The organism is Stenotrophomonas sp. YJH_SMC_127 (genome assembly GCF_059372445.1).
In genome coordinates this window covers 73,639-91,380 of record NZ_JCAFVO010000005.1, presented here as the reverse complement: position 1 = coordinate 91,380, position 17,742 = coordinate 73,639, and the positions used below count along the sequence as shown (strand labels likewise).

Annotated in this window: 20 protein-coding genes; 9 read left to right on the top strand and 11 right to left on the bottom strand. The window is 64.8% G+C overall.

Going from position 1 to position 17,742, the window contains the following annotated elements:
• Positions 1-122 precede the first annotated feature (122 nt).
• From AC5QAB_RS13245 to AC5QAB_RS13235, 3 genes are all read right to left on the bottom strand, one after another.
• Complete coding sequence (locus tag AC5QAB_RS13245) at positions 123-734, bottom strand: hypothetical protein (RefSeq protein ID WP_197561660.1); 612 nt, start codon at positions 732-734, stop codon at positions 123-125.
• A gap of 238 nt (positions 735-972) precedes the next feature.
• Positions 973-1,329, bottom strand: a complete 357-nt coding sequence (locus tag AC5QAB_RS13240) for a hypothetical protein (RefSeq protein WP_197561659.1) — start codon at positions 1,327-1,329, stop codon at positions 973-975.
• Between the two features lie 539 nt (positions 1,330-1,868).
• Positions 1,869-2,786 (bottom strand): LysR substrate-binding domain-containing protein, encoded by a 918-nt coding sequence (locus AC5QAB_RS13235; RefSeq protein ID WP_197561658.1) that lies wholly within the window; start codon positions 2,784-2,786, stop codon positions 1,869-1,871.
• 97 nt (positions 2,787-2,883) lie between these two features.
• On the opposite strand from AC5QAB_RS13235, the gene AC5QAB_RS13230 reads away from it, so the two are divergent.
• Positions 2,884-3,723, top strand: coding sequence for a type 1 glutamine amidotransferase domain-containing protein (locus AC5QAB_RS13230; RefSeq protein ID WP_197561657.1), 840 nt, complete (start codon positions 2,884-2,886; stop codon positions 3,721-3,723).
• Positions 3,724-3,819: 96 nt separating this feature from the next.
• Here the strand turns inward: AC5QAB_RS13230 and AC5QAB_RS13225 are convergent, their stop codons facing one another.
• Positions 3,820-4,395, bottom strand: a complete 576-nt coding sequence (locus tag AC5QAB_RS13225; RefSeq protein ID WP_197561656.1) for a 5' nucleotidase, NT5C type — start codon at positions 4,393-4,395, stop codon at positions 3,820-3,822.
• Between the two features lie 700 nt (positions 4,396-5,095).
• Between AC5QAB_RS13225 and AC5QAB_RS13220 the strand changes: the two genes are divergently transcribed.
• From AC5QAB_RS13220 to AC5QAB_RS13210, 3 genes are all read left to right on the top strand, one after another.
• Positions 5,096-5,830, top strand: a complete 735-nt coding sequence (locus AC5QAB_RS13220) for a hypothetical protein (protein WP_197561666.1) — start codon at positions 5,096-5,098, stop codon at positions 5,828-5,830.
• 79 nt (positions 5,831-5,909) lie between these two features.
• On the top strand, positions 5,910-6,389 hold the full coding sequence (locus AC5QAB_RS13215) for a hypothetical protein (protein ID WP_238381437.1): 480 nt from the start codon (positions 5,910-5,912) through the stop codon (positions 6,387-6,389).
• Between the two features lie 83 nt (positions 6,390-6,472).
• Complete coding sequence (locus AC5QAB_RS13210) at positions 6,473-7,255, top strand: 3-hydroxybutyrate dehydrogenase (protein WP_197561655.1); 783 nt, start codon at positions 6,473-6,475, stop codon at positions 7,253-7,255.
• Here the strand turns inward: AC5QAB_RS13210 and AC5QAB_RS13205 are convergent.
• Both AC5QAB_RS13205 and AC5QAB_RS13200 read right to left on the bottom strand, forming a co-directional pair.
• Positions 7,252-8,016: a hypothetical protein gene (locus AC5QAB_RS13205; RefSeq protein ID WP_197561654.1), complete on the bottom strand. Its 765-nt coding sequence runs from the start codon at positions 8,014-8,016 to the stop codon at positions 7,252-7,254. The two genes, AC5QAB_RS13210 and AC5QAB_RS13205, sit on opposite strands and share 4 nt — an antisense overlap.
• A 97-nt stretch (positions 8,017-8,113) precedes the next feature.
• Positions 8,114-8,491 carry a DUF4180 domain-containing protein gene (locus AC5QAB_RS13200; RefSeq protein ID WP_197561653.1) on the bottom strand — a complete coding sequence of 126 codons (378 nt, stop codon included), beginning with the start codon at positions 8,489-8,491 and terminating at the stop codon, positions 8,114-8,116.
• A gap of 181 nt (positions 8,492-8,672) precedes the next feature.
• Between AC5QAB_RS13200 and AC5QAB_RS13195 the strand changes: the two genes are divergently transcribed.
• Entirely contained in the window at positions 8,673-9,923 is a 1,251-nt protein-coding gene (locus AC5QAB_RS13195) for an alpha/beta hydrolase family protein (RefSeq protein ID WP_495233470.1), read from the top strand.
• A 54-nt stretch (positions 9,924-9,977) separates the two neighbouring features.
• Here the strand turns inward: AC5QAB_RS13195 and AC5QAB_RS13190 are convergent, their stop codons facing one another.
• The 4 genes from AC5QAB_RS13190 to AC5QAB_RS13175 all read right to left on the bottom strand — a co-directional run bounded on the left by AC5QAB_RS13190 (position 9,978) and on the right by AC5QAB_RS13175 (position 11,906).
• Complete coding sequence (locus AC5QAB_RS13190; RefSeq protein WP_069117095.1) at positions 9,978-10,436, bottom strand: SRPBCC family protein; 459 nt, start codon at positions 10,434-10,436, stop codon at positions 9,978-9,980.
• A gap of 2 nt (positions 10,437-10,438) precedes the next feature.
• On the bottom strand, positions 10,439-10,771 hold the full coding sequence (locus tag AC5QAB_RS13185; RefSeq protein ID WP_197561651.1) for a metalloregulator ArsR/SmtB family transcription factor: 333 nt from the start codon (positions 10,769-10,771) through the stop codon (positions 10,439-10,441).
• A gap of 10 nt (positions 10,772-10,781) precedes the next feature.
• Positions 10,782-11,237 carry an SRPBCC family protein gene (locus tag AC5QAB_RS13180; protein ID WP_197561650.1) on the bottom strand — a complete coding sequence of 152 codons (456 nt, stop codon included), beginning with the start codon at positions 11,235-11,237 and terminating at the stop codon, positions 10,782-10,784.
• Positions 11,238-11,420: 183 nt separating this feature from the next.
• Positions 11,421-11,906 carry a MarR family winged helix-turn-helix transcriptional regulator gene (locus AC5QAB_RS13175; RefSeq protein WP_236636253.1) on the bottom strand — a complete coding sequence of 162 codons (486 nt, stop codon included), beginning with the start codon at positions 11,904-11,906 and terminating at the stop codon, positions 11,421-11,423.
• A gap of 50 nt (positions 11,907-11,956) precedes the next feature.
• Here AC5QAB_RS13175 and AC5QAB_RS13170 point away from each other — a divergent pair, with 50 nt between their 5' ends.
• The 3 genes from AC5QAB_RS13170 (at position 11,957) to AC5QAB_RS13160 (ending at position 15,686) form a co-directional block, all read left to right on the top strand.
• Complete coding sequence (locus tag AC5QAB_RS13170) at positions 11,957-13,051, top strand: FAD-dependent oxidoreductase (RefSeq protein ID WP_164110220.1); 1,095 nt, start codon at positions 11,957-11,959, stop codon at positions 13,049-13,051.
• Between the two features lie 200 nt (positions 13,052-13,251).
• Complete coding sequence (locus tag AC5QAB_RS13165; protein ID WP_014646887.1) at positions 13,252-13,776, top strand: GNAT family N-acetyltransferase; 525 nt, start codon at positions 13,252-13,254, stop codon at positions 13,774-13,776.
• A 140-nt stretch (positions 13,777-13,916) separates the two neighbouring features.
• Positions 13,917-15,686, top strand: a complete 1,770-nt coding sequence (locus tag AC5QAB_RS13160) for an oleate hydratase (protein ID WP_495233444.1) — start codon at positions 13,917-13,919, stop codon at positions 15,684-15,686.
• Positions 15,687-15,733: 47 nt separating this feature from the next.
• Here the strand turns inward: AC5QAB_RS13160 and AC5QAB_RS13155 are convergent, their stop codons facing one another.
• Positions 15,734-16,573, bottom strand: a complete 840-nt coding sequence (locus AC5QAB_RS13155; RefSeq protein WP_164166693.1) for an oxidoreductase — start codon at positions 16,571-16,573, stop codon at positions 15,734-15,736.
• Positions 16,574-16,681: 108 nt separating this feature from the next.
• Here AC5QAB_RS13155 and AC5QAB_RS13150 point away from each other — a divergent pair, with 108 nt between their 5' ends.
• Positions 16,682-17,626, top strand: coding sequence for an AraC family transcriptional regulator (locus AC5QAB_RS13150; RefSeq protein WP_495233443.1), 945 nt, complete (start codon positions 16,682-16,684; stop codon positions 17,624-17,626).
• The last annotated feature ends 116 nt before the right edge of the window (positions 17,627-17,742 follow it).

Sequence of the window (17,742 nt, the reverse complement as noted above, 5' to 3'; positions counted from 1 at the left end):
CAGGTATCAATTTCCTCGCACGCCGCGGTGCTCGGTGCCGCGATTCGTGAAAATAGAGGTCCGGGCGAACTGTTCAGGGCATCCCTAACGCCTCCGTCACTCCGCTCGGGACATCGCCTGGCTCAGTACAAGATTGAGCGGGGAATATTCATCTCGAAGATGAAAGTCGTCGGTGCATCCGGATCCGAGCGCGACCTATCAAACTGGGTCATAGACGCATGAGCGATATGGGCCGGGATCTGTCCGAACAGCGCCCCGAGATGGCTGGTGAGCGGCAAGAATCGCTCCTTTGCAGCTCGCGCCCACTCCAGGCTCAGGCAAGGCGCGAACCACTCTGGGCTCAGGTCTGCATGAGAGAGGTATTCCGCCGCCTCTTCAGGGGGAGCGGTGAACGCCATCTCGACACGCTCTGGCTTACCGTGCGCCAGCTGGTTCCGGATGGTGAACACCTCGACCGCAAAATCCAGAGGTTCCTTATCCCAGGCACAGGTCTGACCGGCCATCGAATGCAGCTTCTCGATCTTGGCCCGCCACCCAGCTCGCTCATTCCAATCAGTCCCCTCGGATCCCAAGCTGTTCACATACGCTTCGATACTGAAGGCCGTGAACACAATCAGCGGCATAACCTCTTCCTCCATCAATTGCCCTGCGTCAAGGCGCCGGAAGAGCGCGCCTAAAGCCTGCACGACAGCGGCGTGGGCCATGAAGTCGCGATAGATAACGTAGTTCCCCATAGCCGCCCCCTCTACTGATTTCAGCCAACATTACCATCACGCCCGTCACCTAGCTTCAGACGGGCGGGATATCCTCAGGTGACAAGGCAACTCCGGGTGGTGGCAGGATGGCGTCCAACCTCCCTTTCACGGCACGACTCAACTATGGAATTCGAAGATGTCCGCTTCTGGCCGGAAGCGGACGTTGGCCGATACTTCGCTCGATCAAACCTGCTGCTCGGGTGCTCGCTTGGACTCATCACTCCGGTCTCACCTCGTGACAAGCCCACTCAACCAACCCCCGGCAAGCCAGAAACAATCCATCAACCACCCCCTCATCCAAATGCCGCTCCGGCTCCGCTGCTACCCGGCAGCGGTCTGCCGCGTGTAGCAGCTCCAGCACTGTCAGCGCCCCCACCATCGCGCGCTCGCTCCTTGCCAGGCTCACACGGCGGCCAGGTGATACATCGGTTTCTGGCCACGGGTGCCCATCAGCCCCCTCGCAGCCACGCATGCGCTTGAGGATGCCGAGCAAGGAGTTCAGGTCGGGCAGGGGAGTGTCGTCATTGATGGGCTCAACAACGCTGTACGAAGAGAAAGTGTCGGATTCGTTCATGGCGTCGGCTTCCGTGGCTGTGCTTAACAGCGCCACCGCGAAGAGGGTGGCGGACGGTGCGGGTTGCAAACCGGGACGCAGAGGAGTGACCGGCGGGCCCGAAGACCCCCACGCACCGTCCGCCATATAGGCCGACGGATTGCCAGTCGGCACCGCCTCAAGGACGGTGCCGACTGGCAAGCGTATTCACTCTGCGTCTCGGGTTTGCACGCCCGGCCACCCGGTATCGGTGGCGCGTCATGGTGTTTACGCCGTCGCTCTGAATGCCAATAGGAATTCGCGAAGGAATCGCGGAATCCGAGAGCGAAGAACTATTGTTGCACGCACCATTCGTGCAGCACGCGACGCCAGCAGACGTATTCGCGCAGCTGCTCTGCTGATGGCGAATCAAAGTGGCGCAATCGCCCATGCCACAAGCGAATAGCGCGACAGCCTTCTTTGCAAAAGTTCTTAGTCTGCCTCGCCAAGCAACGGCACACGATCAGCCGCACATCCCGAAAAGCGGTTCAAACCCGACACCGCCAACGAGCCTCCCAACTTCAACCAACACGATCCTCAGTCGCATTGCCCACCAGCAACTCAATCATCGCCCGTGCCGCCGCCGACTGCCGCCGATGCGGCGCATAGATCACCGAGAACGGCCGCGACCGCCCCCGCAGCTGAGGCAGCACTTCCACCAGCTCCCCGCGCAGCAACCGCTCGCGCACGATGAACGCATAGCTCTGGCAGATGCCGATGCCCTGTTCGGCCAGCGACACCACGCCCAGCACATCGTCGGAGGTCTCGATGGACGAACGCGGCAGCCAGTCCACGTCGCGCCCGTTGTCGCGGAAGATCCACGGCGCCAGCCGCCCGGTGCGCGGCATCACGAACGGCAGGCACAGGTGCTGTTGCAGGTCGTCCAGCGTCTGCGGCGTGCCGCGGCGCTGCAGGTACTCCGGCGCGGCCACGAGCAGCAGCGGGGCGTCTTCCAGCTTTCGCCCCACCAGCCCGCTGTCCGGCAGCTGGCCCAGGCGGATGGCCAGGTCGAAGCCTTCGGCCACCAGGTCCACGTTGCGGTTGGTGATGTTCAGTTCCACCTGCACCTGCGGGTACTGCTGCGCAAAGCGCGCCAGCACGGGCGGCAGCCGGTAGTGGCCATAGGTGGTGGGCACGCTCAGGCGCACGCGGCCGGCCAGCGCACCGTCCTGGGCCAGTACGTCGCGCTCGGCGTCGTCCAGCAGGCCGAAGGCGGTGCGCACCTGTTCCAGATAGAGCCGCCCGGCGTCGGTCAGGCCCACGCGGCGGGTGGTCCGCTGCAGCAGCTGCCGGCCCAGCCGCGCTTCCAGGCGGGTGACCGCGCGGCTCAGCACCGAGGGCGTGGTGGACAGCGCCACCGCGCCGGCCGTGAACGAGCCGTGCTCGACCACCGCCAGGAACACCTCCACATCGCCCAGGTAGTCGAACTTGCGGCTCATTTGGCTCTCCGGGGAACAGATGTTTTTCGATGCGGCCAATTTATCGCCGCTGGGGCGATGAATAAAGTGGCGGCCATTCCCCGATAGGAGCTATCCCATGAACCTGATGACCCGGCTGGCCGCAGCGCTGGCCCTGACTCTGGCCGCCAGCGGCGCCTACGCCGCCAACGTGCTGGTGGTGCTGTCCGACGAAAACCACCTGGACCTGAAGGACGGCAAGGTGCTGTCCACCGGCTTCTATCTCAACGAGCTGATGCAGCCGGTCAAGCTGCTGTTGGACGCGGGCCACGAGGTGACCTTCGCCACGCCGCAGGGGCGGGCGCCGACGGTGGATGCGTCCTCGGTGACGCCGGCGTACTTCGGCAACGATGCCGCGCAGCTGAAACTGCACAAGGACCTACTGGAGAAATTGGCGCTGACCTCGCCGACGGCCTCGCCGGTGGTCAGCCTGGCGCGCGTCGAGCAGCAGGGCTACGCGCGTTTCGATGCGGTCTACATTCCCGGTGGCCACGCGCCGATGCAGGACCTGCTGAAGAACCCGGCGCTGGGCCGGCTGCTGGCCGACTTCCACCAGCGCAACAAGACCACCGCGCTGGTCTGCCACGGGCCGATCGCGCTGCTGTCCACGCTGCCGGATGCTGCGGGTTTCGTGGCAAAGCTGGAGGCCGGTGCGATGCCGGCCACGCCGAAGTGGATCTACAGCGGCTACCAGATGACGGTGATCAGCAACCAGGAAGAAGAACAGGCCAAGCCGATGCTGGGTGGCGGTGAGATGAGGTTCTACCCGCAGACGGCGTTGCAGCGGGCGGGTGCGCGGTTCAGCAGCAATGCCACGCCGTGGACGGGGCATGTGGTGGTGGACCGTGAGTTGATTACCGGGCAGAACCCGGCTTCTGCGCTGGAGGTGGGGCAGCGGTTGGTGGAGCGGTTGAAGTAGGGCGGGTTCTGCAAAGCAGGCTGCCAGCCTTGGGGGCCGAGGGGCCAGCGCCTCGGCCTGTCTATGGAAGTGCCAACGTGGTCGGCAGAGAGGGCGTCAGCCCTTCGCCAGCGCTGCTCCTGACAGTTCTTCAATCTGGGAAAGCGCGTGACGCGTCGCGGTCCAATCGCCGGCGTGCCTGATCGCCACGCCTCCGGCCGCCGTCCAGGCATCACAATTCGCTTCGAAATCGTCGATCAGAACATCGCCCGGTTGGTGCATGAAGAGTGGCTTGTGCCTGCCGCCAAGCACAGGCAACACCAGGCAGGTTGCTGACAGGTGTTCGCGAACCCATTGCCGCTTCTGCATCGCTGCGAGTGGATAGTTCGATTTCGGGCAGGCGGTGAGAATCACCGGATTCAAGTGGTGGATGCTGTGGAAGAACTCCACTGCACCTTGCATCGGCGGAAGGTCGCGGAAGAATGACGGGTGGTTGTTGATGTGCCCCCACATTTCATCGTCGGCGAGCACGCGGTGGTCCAGGCCAAACAGGGCGGGAAATGCCGCGTCGAAGTCGGCCATCACGCCATCAAGATCTACGTAGATGGTGCGTCTGGATGCACTCGATCCATCTGTGCACCGCTTCGCATGCGGGCCCATCATCGGTTTCGACTCCACATCATCAGCGTTCATTAACGCGTTCTCCTCTCAAGAGTGGGCTTTCTTCTTCATCGGTTCCCCAGTAGCGGGGCAAAGTGCTTGGTGATTGCGACAGATATGGCAGCAATCGCGATGCTGCCGGCGTCGGTCCAGGGCGAAAGAGTGATGGCCTGCAACCCCGCCAATGCGGAACGCCAGAGTGCCTTTTGAGTCCATCAGGCGCTGTTGCAGCGGAACGGTGCACCGCGCCGTAACAACACAATACGGGCACCACCAACCAGAATTGAAACTGAGATGGGCATCGCCTCACGGCGATGCCGCCCGGCAGATGCCGTAATCGGCACGCTTGAAATGCGGTATATATCGCGGCGATTCTTCAAAGGCGTGCCGAGTGGCTGCTCTGGCCTTTGCCCAAGACGCATGGCCCCAGCCACTGGCTCATCTCGCGAACCAAGGAGCAATCTGGCGCGCTGGTGATTGGATAATCCCAACGCGCTACGGAAAGGCCGAACGGGGATATGCCTGTGGCGCTCGTTCCAGACTGATCCAGGAACGTCACTGAACATGCATGTCCAAGCGCACTCAATATATCACGCCGACCAGCGCCAGCGGCTTGAACCCGCTCGATCTCCAGCAGTTTGATTGGGCAGGGCAAGGCTGGCATGGCACCATGATGGGCTGGCCTCGTCCTTCCGGCCGGGGCCGTTTTCCCAGGGAAGCCCACCAACACGACATGCGAACGTCCATCCTCTTCACCTTCTCCGCCCTGTGCCTTGGTCTGCTGTCCGGCTGTGCCAGTGGCCCGGAGGAGCACGCCTCAAGCCGCGAGATCACCAGTGCGTTCGTGGCCGACGACGGCCAGCTGTACCTGTTGCCGCGCTATGACGAGCCGATGCGCTTCAATGCCGCGCCGTTCCGCGAGTACCGCGCGCTGATGGATAGCCCGCTGCGCGAGGCGGTGGCCTGCGCGCAGATGTACTTCCATGAAGACTGGCGCGACCCGGCCAACAAGGCCAAGGTGCACGGCAGCTATGCGCTGCTGCTGCGGCCGGAGCAGGTGACGGCGCAACAGGCCGCGCAGTTCAAGCTGGAGCGGATTGAGGTCGTCCCGCGTGAGGCCAAGGCCGTGGAGGAGCGGGCGCGCTACTACCTGCCGATGGACCGGACCCGATATGCGCTGGCGTTTGACCGCGCCTGCAATCTTTCAAGGAAGGGCGGCAGCTATTACAGCGCGCTGTTCGAGGGCGAAGGCGAGCGGGTGCAGTTGCCGGATGCTGCGGCGCTGGCGGAGAAGGGGAAGCTGGCACAGCCGATCAATGCGCGGGCGCAGCGGATCCTGCCGGAGAGGGAGGACAAGCCGGGTGTGGGTTCGGCGGCGGGCAAGGTGCTCGGCGCGGCGTTGATCCCTGTGGCGGTTCCGGTGTTTGTGTTGAGCCTGCCGTTCCTGGGGCCGGATCACTGGAAGTGAAAGGGCGTTGGGGGAGAGCCATCCACGCGTGACGTGGATCTACTTGGGTATCGCCTGAAAGTTCATCCTGGAGATCTGTGTGCCCAGCACGCTGGAAACTGTTTTGAAGACTGCAGGCTTCATTGTCGTTGCGGCGCTTCCGTTGGTGATCCTTTGGCTCATCCTTCGGCGAATGTCAGCGACCGCGCGTTCTGCATTGGGATCAGGGCTGCGTTTGAAACCTCCTCGCCGGATCTCCGGAACATCCATGACCCTGGTGATGGTGGATGGGAAAGAGGATCGGGAGCACTACCTCTTTGATGCGGCGTCCTTTTACCTACGGCGTGGGCCGGTGCCCACGGCGGTTCCGCTTTCGCAGATCACCTCAGTCACTCGCACCTCCGACAAGATCTACGGGCGCTATGTGTGGCAGGTGTGCTTCAGCAAAGCATCGGGCAGAAAGTGCGTGACATTCACCAACAACCTGACCCTGTTCAACCGCGATTTCCTGCTGTTCCTGGAGGCGGTGCGGAAAGCCAATCCGTTGGCGACCGTTGATCGGGCAGGCATCCGCTTCTAGCTGTGGGCCGACCTGAGGGTTTCAGTTAAAGCGGCGAGCCGGTGACGCTACACTGGCCGCCTGTGCCCAATGGAAGCTCGCGCATGCTCAGTGGAAAGGTTGCAGTAGTCACCGGCTCCACCAGCGGCATCGGTCTTGGCATTGCCACCGCCTTGGCCCGGCAAGGCGCCGATATCGTGCTGAACGGCTTCGGCGATGCGGCGGAGATCGAGCGCATTCGTTCCCGGTTGGAAACCGAGTTCGGCGTACGGGTGGCGCATGACGGTGCCGATCTTTCCCGTGGCGAGGCAGTGCGCGGCATGATCGACCACGCCGTCGCGACGATGGGCCGCATCGACATCTTGTTAAACAACGCCGGCATCCAGCACACGGCGTCGATCGAGGAATTCCCCGTCGAGAAGTGGGACGCGATCCTGGCGCTGAATCTCTCTGCGGTGTTCCATGCAACGGCGGCGGCCTTGCCCCACATGAAGCAGCAGGGCGCCGGCCGCATCATCAACATTGCGTCGGTGCACGGGCTGGTGGGCTCGGTGAACAAGTCGGCCTACGTGGCGGCCAAGCATGGCGTGGTGGGGTTCACCAAGGTGACCGCGCTGGAGAATGCGGGCACCGGCATTACCGCCAATGCGATCTGCCCGGGCTGGGTGCGGACGGCGCTGGTCGAGCAGCAGATCACCGCGTTGGCCGAGCGCGAAGGCACGGATCAGGAGTCCGCCGCGCGTGCGCTGCTGGCTGAGAAGCAGCCGTCGTTACAGTTCGTGACGCCTGAGCAGCTGGGACAAATGGTGGTGTTCCTGGCCTCGGACGCGGCGGCGCAGATTACCGGCACGGCGCTGCCGGTGGATGGGGGCTGGACGGCGCGCTAGCTGGCTGGCTGTGCTTTACGCTGCAGCATGGGCAATGCCACCAGCGTGGCGAGAATGGTGAACAGCACCAGCGACGAGCCTACCGTGCCGAAGCCCAAGCCGCCCTTTTCCAGCGGCTTGGTGAGCAAGTCGCCGAAAGTGGCGCCAAACGGGCGGGTGAGTACGAAGGCGATCCAGAACGGGATGACCCGGTTGATGCCCTTGATGCGGCTGGCCAGTGCGGTGAGCGCGATGAGGCTGCCGATCAGCAGTGCGCCGCCGGTGAAGCCCAGTCCGGAATCGTCGGCGAGGAAATCACCCAGCGCGGTGCCGAGGGTGTTGGAGAACAGCACGGCGGTCCAGTAGAAGCCTTCGGCGCGGCGCGATGCGATGTTGCTGACCGAGATCGACTTTTCCGACATGCGCCAGGCCAGCAGCACCAGCGCCAGGCAGCCGGCCAGCAGACTGGCGCCGGTGGCGTAGCCCAGGCCGAGCGTGCGGTCGATCAGGTCCGACAGGGTCGTGCCGGCGGTGCTGGTGGCCAGCACCACCGACCAGAACAGCACCGGATGGAAGCGCCGCGCCGACACCTGCATGCCCAGCAGGCCGGCAAAGATCGCCAGCAGGATGGCCGAGCTGGCCACGTAGCCGAGGTTGAGCGTCATCGACAGCAGGTCACCCGCAGTCTCGCCGAGGGTGGTGGCGGCGATCTTCATCACCCAGAAACCGAGGGTGACCGCCGCCACTTTGCTGTGCAGGGAATCTGCGTCTGAAACGCGCATCGAACGTCGCCTGGGGAGCCCGCGGGTGATGCTGTGGCGGGCGGCGTCGGAGTGCAGTCGGAACCAGGTTTGGCGAGGGTGAGCGTGGGGGCGGCGTTCAGCCGGCGCTGGCGGGGGCCGAAAGGCGCGGCAGCAGGGCGCCCCAGTCGGCCACGAAGCAGCCGTCGCGGCCGCGGTTGCATTCGGTGATCCACGCGTCCAGCGATTCGCTCTGTGCGCGGTAGCCGCTGACATCGCCCAGGACGGCGAAGTGCAGGCGGTAGTTCACCAGCATTTGCAGCCATTGCCCGGCCATGCCGGAGCGCAGCTCGAAGAAGTCTGCCGAAAGGCGCTGCACCGGCACGGCGATCCACTCGGCCTGGTGCCCAAGGGCATCGCCGACCAGGTCGCGCAAGGCGTTGCCATCCAGCAGCGGGCCTGTATCGGCGCTGCGCAGGACGCGGGTGCTGCCGATCTGTTCTACATGTGTGTGCATCGTGCGCTCTGAAGTTCGTATCGTCCGCCCAGTATGGCCATGGGAGAGGCCGACAGTAAGCAGATGCAGCATGAATCTGGCAAGCGAACGCGCTAGGCTGCGCCGGGCGCCCGCACGAGGCGGGTTCACGATACCGGGGAAGGGCATGGCAGGGTGGAGGAGTCGTCCGTTGTTGAGCGCGGTGCTGGCGTGTTCTGGCCTGCCGGTTGCAGCCGCCGAGCTGTGCACGGTCAGTGCCTACGGTGACGGGCAAGGCAACATCGTGGTGCTGGGCGCACCCGCTGCGGCGCCGGCCACAGGCCAGCGCTATCTGATGCTGGACGGGCGACGTGGCGCCACCGGTGATGCCAGCGCGCCGGTGAGCTGCAGCGACGATGTGGTCAGCTTCAGGTCGCCTGCGGGAGCGACGCAGCGCTGGCAGCGACTGCCGACCCGCGATACCGAGACGACCTTCAGCAGTGCCGGAACAAAACTGGCCGGGCAGCTGATCGAACCAGCCGGTCCGGCCGACCCCAAACGGCCGCTGGTGGTGCTGGTGCACGGCTCGGAACGCACGATGGCGGTGGCGGCGATCTACCAGCGCATGCTGGTGGCGCAGGGGATTTCGGTCTTCGCTTACCAGAAGCGTGGGACCGGCGACTCGGAAGGGGAGTACACGCAGAACTTCGAACTGCTGGCCGACGATGCGGCGGCGGCGCTTGCCAAGGCGCGCGAACTGGCGAGAGGCCGGTTCGGCCGCGCCGGCTACTTCGGTGGCAGCCAGGGCGGGTGGATCGCACCGCTTGCGGCGACGCGCTCGCAGGCGGATTTCGTGGCGATCGGTTTCGGGCTGATGGTGTCGCCCATCGAGGAGGACCGCGAGCAGCTGTTCGACGAGGCACGCCGCATGCAGCTGGATGCAACGGCGATGAAGCAGGTCGGCCAGCTTTCAGACGCGACCGCGCAGTTGATGCGCACGCATTTCAATGAAGGGTTCGAGGCGCTGGCCAGGGTGCGTAGCCAGATCGGTGCCGCGCCGTGGGCAAAGACGATCAACGGCGAGTACAGCGGCGACATGCTGCGCATGAGTGACGCTGACCTGCGCCGGATCGGTCGCGCGCGATTCGACAACCTGGAACTGATCTGGAACTACGACGCCGAGGCCGCGCTGCGCCGCCTGAAGGTGCCGTTGCTGTGGGTGCTGGCCGAGCAGGACCGCGCCGCGCCGATTGCCGCCACGCGTTCGATCCTGTCGCGCCTGCGCGCGTCGGGGCAACCGATCAACACCTACCTGTTCCCGGATACCGACCACGGCATGGTCGAGTTCCGCACCGATGCCGAGGGAAATCGCGTGTCGACGCGGATCACCGACGGCTACCTGCGCCTGCTGGCGGATTGGATCAAGCAGGATGTGCGTGGCAGTTATGGGCGTTCGCGCAGATTGAGCGATTGACCGGCCAGGGAGCGCTGGCGGCGGGTGGCGCTCCGCCGCCGATTGCGGCACGACTCAGTTCGGCTTCGCAAACACATCCAGCCCCTTGCCCGTCTCCAGCAGCGACTTCAGGCTGGACAGCACGATCGGCCAGCCCTGGCGGATGCCGGTATCCATGCCGCTGCCGGGTTCCAGTTCCTCATGGGTAACCGTCAGCCGCACCATGTCCTGGTAGGGCACGATGTCGAAGGTGACGCGGCTGTAGGCAGCGGGATTGTCGGCCTGCGAGGCGGCTGCCCAGGTGATGACCAGGCGCGAGGGCGGGGTGCTTTCCACCACTTCGCCGACCAGCTCGACCGAGCGCGTTTCATTTGCACGCACGTGCTGCCAGCGCGAGCCCGGTTTCCAGTCCGAGACGTTCTCGTGGCCCCAGTAGCGACTGGCGATCTCGGGGCGGGTGATGGCCTCGAACACCTTCTGTGGCGTGGACGCGATGTAGATCACGTGGATGAAGCGGGTTGACTCTGCGGACATCGTCATTCTCCTTCCAGTTCGCGTTTCAGGTCATGCAGCAGGCTCAGGCGCTGCTGCCCGAACTTGCGTACCCAGCGTTCGTAGACTTCATGCAGGGGCACCGGGTTGATGAAGTGCAGCTTCTCGCGGCCACGGCGCACGGTGCTGATCAGGTTGGCGTCTTCCAGCAGGCCCAGGTGCTGGGTGACCGATTGCCGGGCCATGTCCAGGTGTTCGCACAGCTGGCCCAGCGTCTGCCCGTTGTCCTTGCAGAGCAGATCCAGCAGCGTGCGGCGCGTGGGATCGGCCAGTGCCTTGAACACCTTGTCTGCGTCGCGCAGGTGGTCTACCGCCATGGGGAGGTCTTCAATTCCAGTTGTCGATCCTGACGTCGTGTGGGTTGGGCTGGCCCTTGCCGGTTTCCAGCAGTGCCTTCAGGCTCATCAGGAACACCGCCCACTTGGTGCTGCAGTGGGAGGTGAACTCGACGCGCTCTTTCCAGCCTTCATGGGTGAACAGGACGATGCAGTAGTCGCCTTCCTGCTTCAGCGCGAAGCGCGCGTGGGTGCCGATCCATTCGGCGGGGCCGGCGTGGAACCGCCACAGCACGAGCTCGCCTGGAACAAGCTGCTCAAGCTTCATCTCCATGGCGCCGATTTCCTGGCCGTTGTTGGTGAAACGGACCTTGACCGTGCCGCCGGCTTCGCGGTCGCCGTGCGCGTCTTCGGCCCACCAGGCGGCCACGCCTTCGGGGGTGGCCAGCGCCTGGTACACCTGGCTTGCGGGGGCCTTGATGCCGACCCTGTGTGCGATATCCACCATTGCAGTTTCCTCGCGATGGGCTGGCAGGCGCCGCCCTTGAGTGGACTATCTGCAGGTAAATGCCTGCATGTCAAACGCCGCCACGAACGCCCGGGCGTGGTAGTGCCGGCCGCTGGCCGGCATCCCGGTGGCGTTGGGTACGTGCAGTTGCCGGCCAGCGGCCGGCACTACCGGGGCGATGCTTCAGTTCTCGCCGTCCTGAAGGGCGGCATGCAGTTTGTCGGTGATCCGCTGCAGTGCGGCACGATCATCCGCGGAGAGATGGTCGAGAAAATACCGGCGGACACCGGCGGCGTGTACCGGCCGTGCCGCGCGCAGCTGCGCGTGACCTTCTGTGGTCATGCGGATCACTACGACGTTTTCGCTGTCGGTATCGCGTTCGATCAGGCCACGGCCCGCCATGCGGGTCAGCTGGTGCGAGAGGCGCGTCTTGTCCCATTCCAGGTAGTCCAGCAGTTCGCGCTGGCGGCGGCAGCGATCCTTGGACTGGTTCAGCTCCATCAGCACGATGAAGTCGGCCCTTGAGAGCCCGGTGCTACGGGTGATGTCCTGGACGATGCGGCCGGAGGTGATTTCTGCCATGCGCCGGAAGCCGCGCCAGGTGGCCCATTCGTCGGGTGTGATGCTGGGGGAGGTCATGGCCGAACGTTGCCGGGCAATGGTTGACATGTCAACCCTTGCGGCATACGGTTGACGTATCAACTCACCTGGATCGCGCCATGCAGCACCCTCCTCGTATTGCCGTCATCGGCGCAGGCCCCGCTGGCCTCACCGCTGCGCTCATCCTGCATCGCGGCGGTCACCCCGTGAGCGTGTACGAGGGCGAAGCATCCGGGCAGCAGCGCACACAGGGCGGCACGCTGGATCTGCACGACGATTCCGGGCAGGTGGCGCTGCAGCGCGCGGGCCTGCTGGAGGCCTTCCGTGCGGTCGCACGGCATGAGGGGCAGGAGGCGCGGATGGGCGACCCGTGGTCCGGGGAGATCACCACCGGCGGGTTCGGGCCGGAAGGGAGCAAGGACAAGCCGGAGATCGACCGCGGCGACCTGCGCCAGCTGCTGCTGGACGCGCTGCCGGCGGACACGGTGCAGTGGGGCCACAGCCTGACCGCGCTGGTATCTGCACAGGCGAACGGGCACGGCCTGCGATTCGCCAACGGCGTGCAGCGCGAGGCGGACATCGTGATCGGTGCCGATGGTGCGTGGTCGAAAGTGCGCGCGGCCTTGAGTACGTGCCAGCCGGTGCCCACCGGCATTACCTTCTTCGAAGGTTGGATCGCACAGCCTGCTGCGGACATCGCAGCGATGGTCGGGCAGGGCAGCCTGTTCTGCTTTGGCGGCGAGGAGGCCTTGTTCGTGCAACGCAACAGCCGCGATCGGCTCTGCGTGTATGCGGCGCTGAAGCGCTCTTCCGAGTGGCTTGATGCGCAGATCGCGCAGCACGGCATACGGACGCTGGTGACAGGCTGCTATACCGGGTGGGCCACGAACCTTCGGCGCCTGCTGGAGGCCTGCACGGACTTCGTGCGGCGGCCGATCTACAGCCTGCCAGCGGATTTTTGCTGGACCCCGCGCGATGGCGTGACCTTGATCGGCGATGCGGCGCATCTGATGCCTCCGGTGGGCGTGGGCGTGAACCTGGCGATGCTGGACGCGTCGGATGTGGCGATGGCGTTGTGCGCGCGGCCGGATGCGATCAGCGCGATGCGCGACGCCGAAGTGCTGGTGCGTGAACGCGCCCGCGCCCTGATGCCGGATGCGATCGAGGGGTTCCAGCGCTGGTTCATTGCCGGAGGGGATGCTCCACGCGGTTGATGAAGCATCGAGTCTGTACGCACCTGCGACACTGGGAACAGCAGCAGATTCCTGGCGGCGCGCTGGAAGTCACATGGACTTCCGACTGCTTTGGTCCGGTACAGGTGGCCACGCTGGGGTACGCGCTAGACTGGTTGAACCGGCCGATGCTCCCCCTGTTTTCCAGGGTTGGGGAGCGTGGTATGACAGGAGCGGAACGCATGACTGAAACCGGAAAGGACGCCTTGAACATCCGCCGCGCCAGCGCGGCCGATGCCCCTGCAGTGTTGGGGCTCTTTGACGAGGTGATCGAGTGGTTCGTGTCGATCGGCAATGTGCAGCAATGGGGCAGCGAACCGTGGTCGACGATGCCGCGCCGGATTGCCCAGGTCACCGAGGCGTGTGCACTGCCAGGCGCATGGGTGGCGCAGAACGAGCAGGGCGACGTGCGGGCGTTCCTGGCACTGGGCGAGTCGATGCCCTATGTGCCGGCGCCCACCGGGCCGGAGCTGTATGTGCGGGTTCTGGTGGCCTCGCGTGATGTGCGCGTGCGTGGCATCGGCCGCCGACTGATGGCGTTTGCCGACGAGCAGGCGCGCGCTGCCGGTGTCGACCATCTGCGTGTGGACTGCTACGCCGGAGGCAGCGGCGACCTGGTGCGCTTCTATGAATCCTGCGGGTATACGCGCATCGCGCCGTTCAACGTGGACGGCTGGCCAGGCATGCTGTTGGGAAGGACGCTCTGACGCGGCTGCGTCATTCCGTCGCAGCCTGCGCGCAGGAAACGATACATCGGATCGGCGCTAGAGTAGGGTCATGACCTGCATCGGATGGCTGTGTCATTCCGCTGCCGGTTCCTGATGACCCCTCCAGGAAGGTGCAACGCATGTATTACAGCAGTGGCAACTACGAAGCTTTCGCGCGCCCGCGCAAGCCGGCCGGTGTGGATGGCAAGCGCGCCTGGTTTGTGGGCTCGGGCCTGGCCTCGCTGGCCGGCGCCGCGTTCCTGGTGCGCGACGGGCGCATGGCCGGTGAACGCATCACCATCCTTGAACAGCAGCAGATTCCTGGCGGCGCGCTGGATGGCCTGAAGGTGCCGGAGAAGGGCTTCGTGATCCGCGGCGGCCGCGAGATGGAAGACCACTTCGAGTGCCTGTGGGACCTGTTCCGCTCAATTCCGTCGCTGGAGATTGAAGATGCCAGCGTGCTGGACGAGTTCTACTGGTTGAACAAGGACGACCCGAACTATTCGCTGCAGCGTGCCACCATCAATCGCGGCGAAGATGCGCACACTGATGGCCTGTTCACGCTGACCGAGCAGGCCCAGAAGGACATCATCGCGCTGTTCCTGGCCACCCGGAAGGAGATGGAGAACAAGCGGATCGACGAGGTGCTGGGCCGCGACTTCCTGGACAGCAACTTCTGGCTGTACTGGCGCACCATGTTCGCGTTCGAGGAATGGCATTCGGCGCTGGAGATGAAGCTGTACCTGCATCGCTTCATCCACCACATCGGCGGCCTGCCGGATTTCTCGGCGTTGAAGTTCACCCGGTACAACCAGTATGAATCGCTGGTGCTGCCGCTGGTGAAGTGGTTGCAGGACCAGGGCGTGGTGTTCCAGTACGGCACCGAGGTGACCGACGTCGACTTCGATCTACAGCCGGGCTGCAAGCAGGCCACGCGTATCCACTGGATGCGTGATGGTGTAGCCGATGGCGTGGATCTGGGCGCCGATGATCTTGTTTTCATGACGATCGGTTCGCTGACCGAAAACTCGGATAATGGCGATCACCACACCGCGGCGCGTTTGAACGAAGGACCGGCGCCGGCCTGGGACCTGTGGCGCCGCATCGCCGCGAAGGACGAGGCCTTTGGCCGCCCGGATGTGTTCGGCGCGCATATCCCGCAGACCAAGTGGGAATCGGCGACAGTGACGACGCTGGATGCGCGCATTCCGGCTTACATCCAGAAGATCGCCAAGCGCGACCCGTTCAGTGGCAAGGTAGTGACCGGCGGCATCGTCAGCGTGCGCGACTCGCGCTGGCTGATGAGCTGGACGGTGAACCGCCAGCCGCATTTCAAGAACCAGCCCAGGGACCAGATCGTGGTCTGGGTGTACTCGCTGTTTGTGGATACGCCGGGCGACTACGTGAAAAAGCCGATGCAGGAGTGCACCGGCGAGGAGATCACCCGCGAGTGGCTGTACCACCTGGGCGTGCCGGTGGAAGAGATTGATGCGCTGGCTGCGACCGGTGCGAAGACGGTGCCGGTGATGATGCCGTACATCACGGCGTTCTTCATGCCACGCCAGGCCGGTGACCGCCCGGACGTGGTGCCGGACGGCGCGGTGAACTTCGCCTTCATCGGCCAGTTTGCCGAATCGAAGCAGCGCGACTGCATCTTCACCACCGAGTATTCGGTGCGCACGCCGATGGAAGCGGTGTACACCCTGCTGGGGATCGAGCGCGGCGTGCCGGAGGTGTTCAATTCCACGTATGACGTGCGCTCGCTGCTGGCCGCCACCGGCCGCCTGCGCGATGGCAAGGAACTGGATGTTCCCGGGCCTGCGTTCCTGCGCAATCTGCTGATGAACAAGCTGGACAAGACCCAGATCGGTGGCCTGCTGCGCGAGTTCAAGCTGGTGCAGGAATACTGAGCGGGCAGGGGGAGGCCGCCGGTGAGGGCATCGGCGGCCTCAAGATCTCACGCTACGCCGTCGGTCGAACGGCTCAGCTGTTCCCACGCGTCGATGCTACCGGCCATTGATGCCAGCTTTGCCCTCACCAGCTGCAGTGCATCACTGCCCAGCAGCAAGTGGCGGGGAGGAGCGTCGCTGTCGATGACCTGCAGCATGGCCTGCGCAGCCTTCACTGGATCACCGGGCTGGTGGCCACTCTTCGCCTCACGCGCGCTGCGGATGGGATCGAACAATGCGTCGTAGTCGTCAATGCTGCGCGGTGCCCGCACCATCGAGCGGCCTGCCCAGTCGGTGCGGAAGGAACCCGGCGCGACGGCCGTGACGTGGATACCAAACGGCGCGACTTCCTTGCCAAGCACTTCACTGATGCCCTCCAGCGCGAACTTGCTGCCGCAGTACCACGCGATGCCCGGCATCGTGATGAAACCGCCCATGGAGGTGATGTTGAGGATATGGCCGCGGCGCCGGGCGCGCATGTGCGGCAGCACGGCCTTGATCAGCGCGGCCGGAGCGAACACGTTCACCTCGAATTGCCGCCGCAGCTCGGCGAGCGTGGATTCTTCCAGGATGCCTTCGTGGCCGTAGCCAGCGTTGTTGACCAGCACGTCGATGCTTCCGATGTTGGTTTCGATATCGGCGACGAGTGCATTGATGGCGGCGGTATCGGTTACGTCCAGCAGGCGACCGAATGCGCGGCCGGGAGCGAGCGCTTCGAGTACCTGGCGGTCGGTTTCGTTGCGCACGGTGCCGACCACGCGGTGGCCGGCCAGCAGGGCCTGCTGGGCAAGGGCGCGGCCGAATCCACTGTTGACACCGGTGATGAGGAGAAAGCGGGAAGGGGGCATGAGGGGGCGTTCGTGGCGGGCAGGGCTTGCACGTTAGTTCTTGAACGACCGGGGTCACAGGCCTAGGATTCGGCCATTCTTGCCTATTCCTCTGGAGTGCCTGTGCCTGTGGTCGATTCCCTGCAACGGCAGGTGCAGGCGCGCATGGTCGGCCTGCTGAAGACGCTGGCGGTGGAGGAGGGCTATACGCTCACGCGCCTGCCGGGGGGGCGGTTGCTGCGATCGGACCGGCCACTGGTGCGCACGCCGGTGTTGTACGACCCCGGCATCGTGATCGTCTGCCAGGGCGTGAAGCGTGGCTATCTGGGCGGGCAGGTCTACCAGTACGACGCGCAGCACTATCTGGCAGTGTCGGTGCCGGTGCCGTTCACGATGGAAACCGATGCGTCGGCCCAGGCGCCGCTGCTGGCGATCTACCTGCACCTGGATCTGCAGCTGGCGGCGGATCTGCTGATCGAACTGGGTGAACAGGAGGGCACCCCGGCGACTCCGGCGCAGGGCATGATGTCCAGCCCGATGCAGGCGCCGATGCAGGCCACGGTGCTGCGCCTGCTGGAGGCACTGGCTGAACCGTTGGAGGCTGCCGTGCTCGGCCCTGCGTTGGTGCGTGAGGTGTACTTCCGCGTGCTGACGGGTGCACAGGGCGGCGCAATGCGCGAGGCGTTGGCCATGCGCGGGCGCTTCGGCAGCATCGGCAGAGTGCTGCGGACGATCCATGCCGGATATGCCACCACCCTGGACGTGGGGCAACTGGCCACCGAAGCGGGCATGAGTGTGGCGACCTTCCACGACCACTTCCGCGCGATTACCGGCACGTCGCCGATGCAGTACGTGAAGTCGACCCGCCTGCACCAGGCACGGTTGCTGATGCTGCGGCAGGGGATGACTGCCGAAGCGGCATCGCTGGCGGTGGGGTATGCCAGCCCGTCGCAGTTCAGCCGTGAGTTCAAGCGCCTGTTCGCGTTGCCGCCGGCGGCCGAGGTCGCGCGGATGCGGCGCAGTTTCGCGCTGCCACCTCCGCCAGCCGATGCGGTGTACGTATCTTCGCATTGAGGGGCAATCAAAGGCCGCGTTGCCAGCAAGCCGGCCAGCGGCCGGCTCTACCGGGAATGACGCCTGGCGAGTGCAGCAGAGAGGGGGTTGACAGGATGTCTACCTACTAGTAGGTT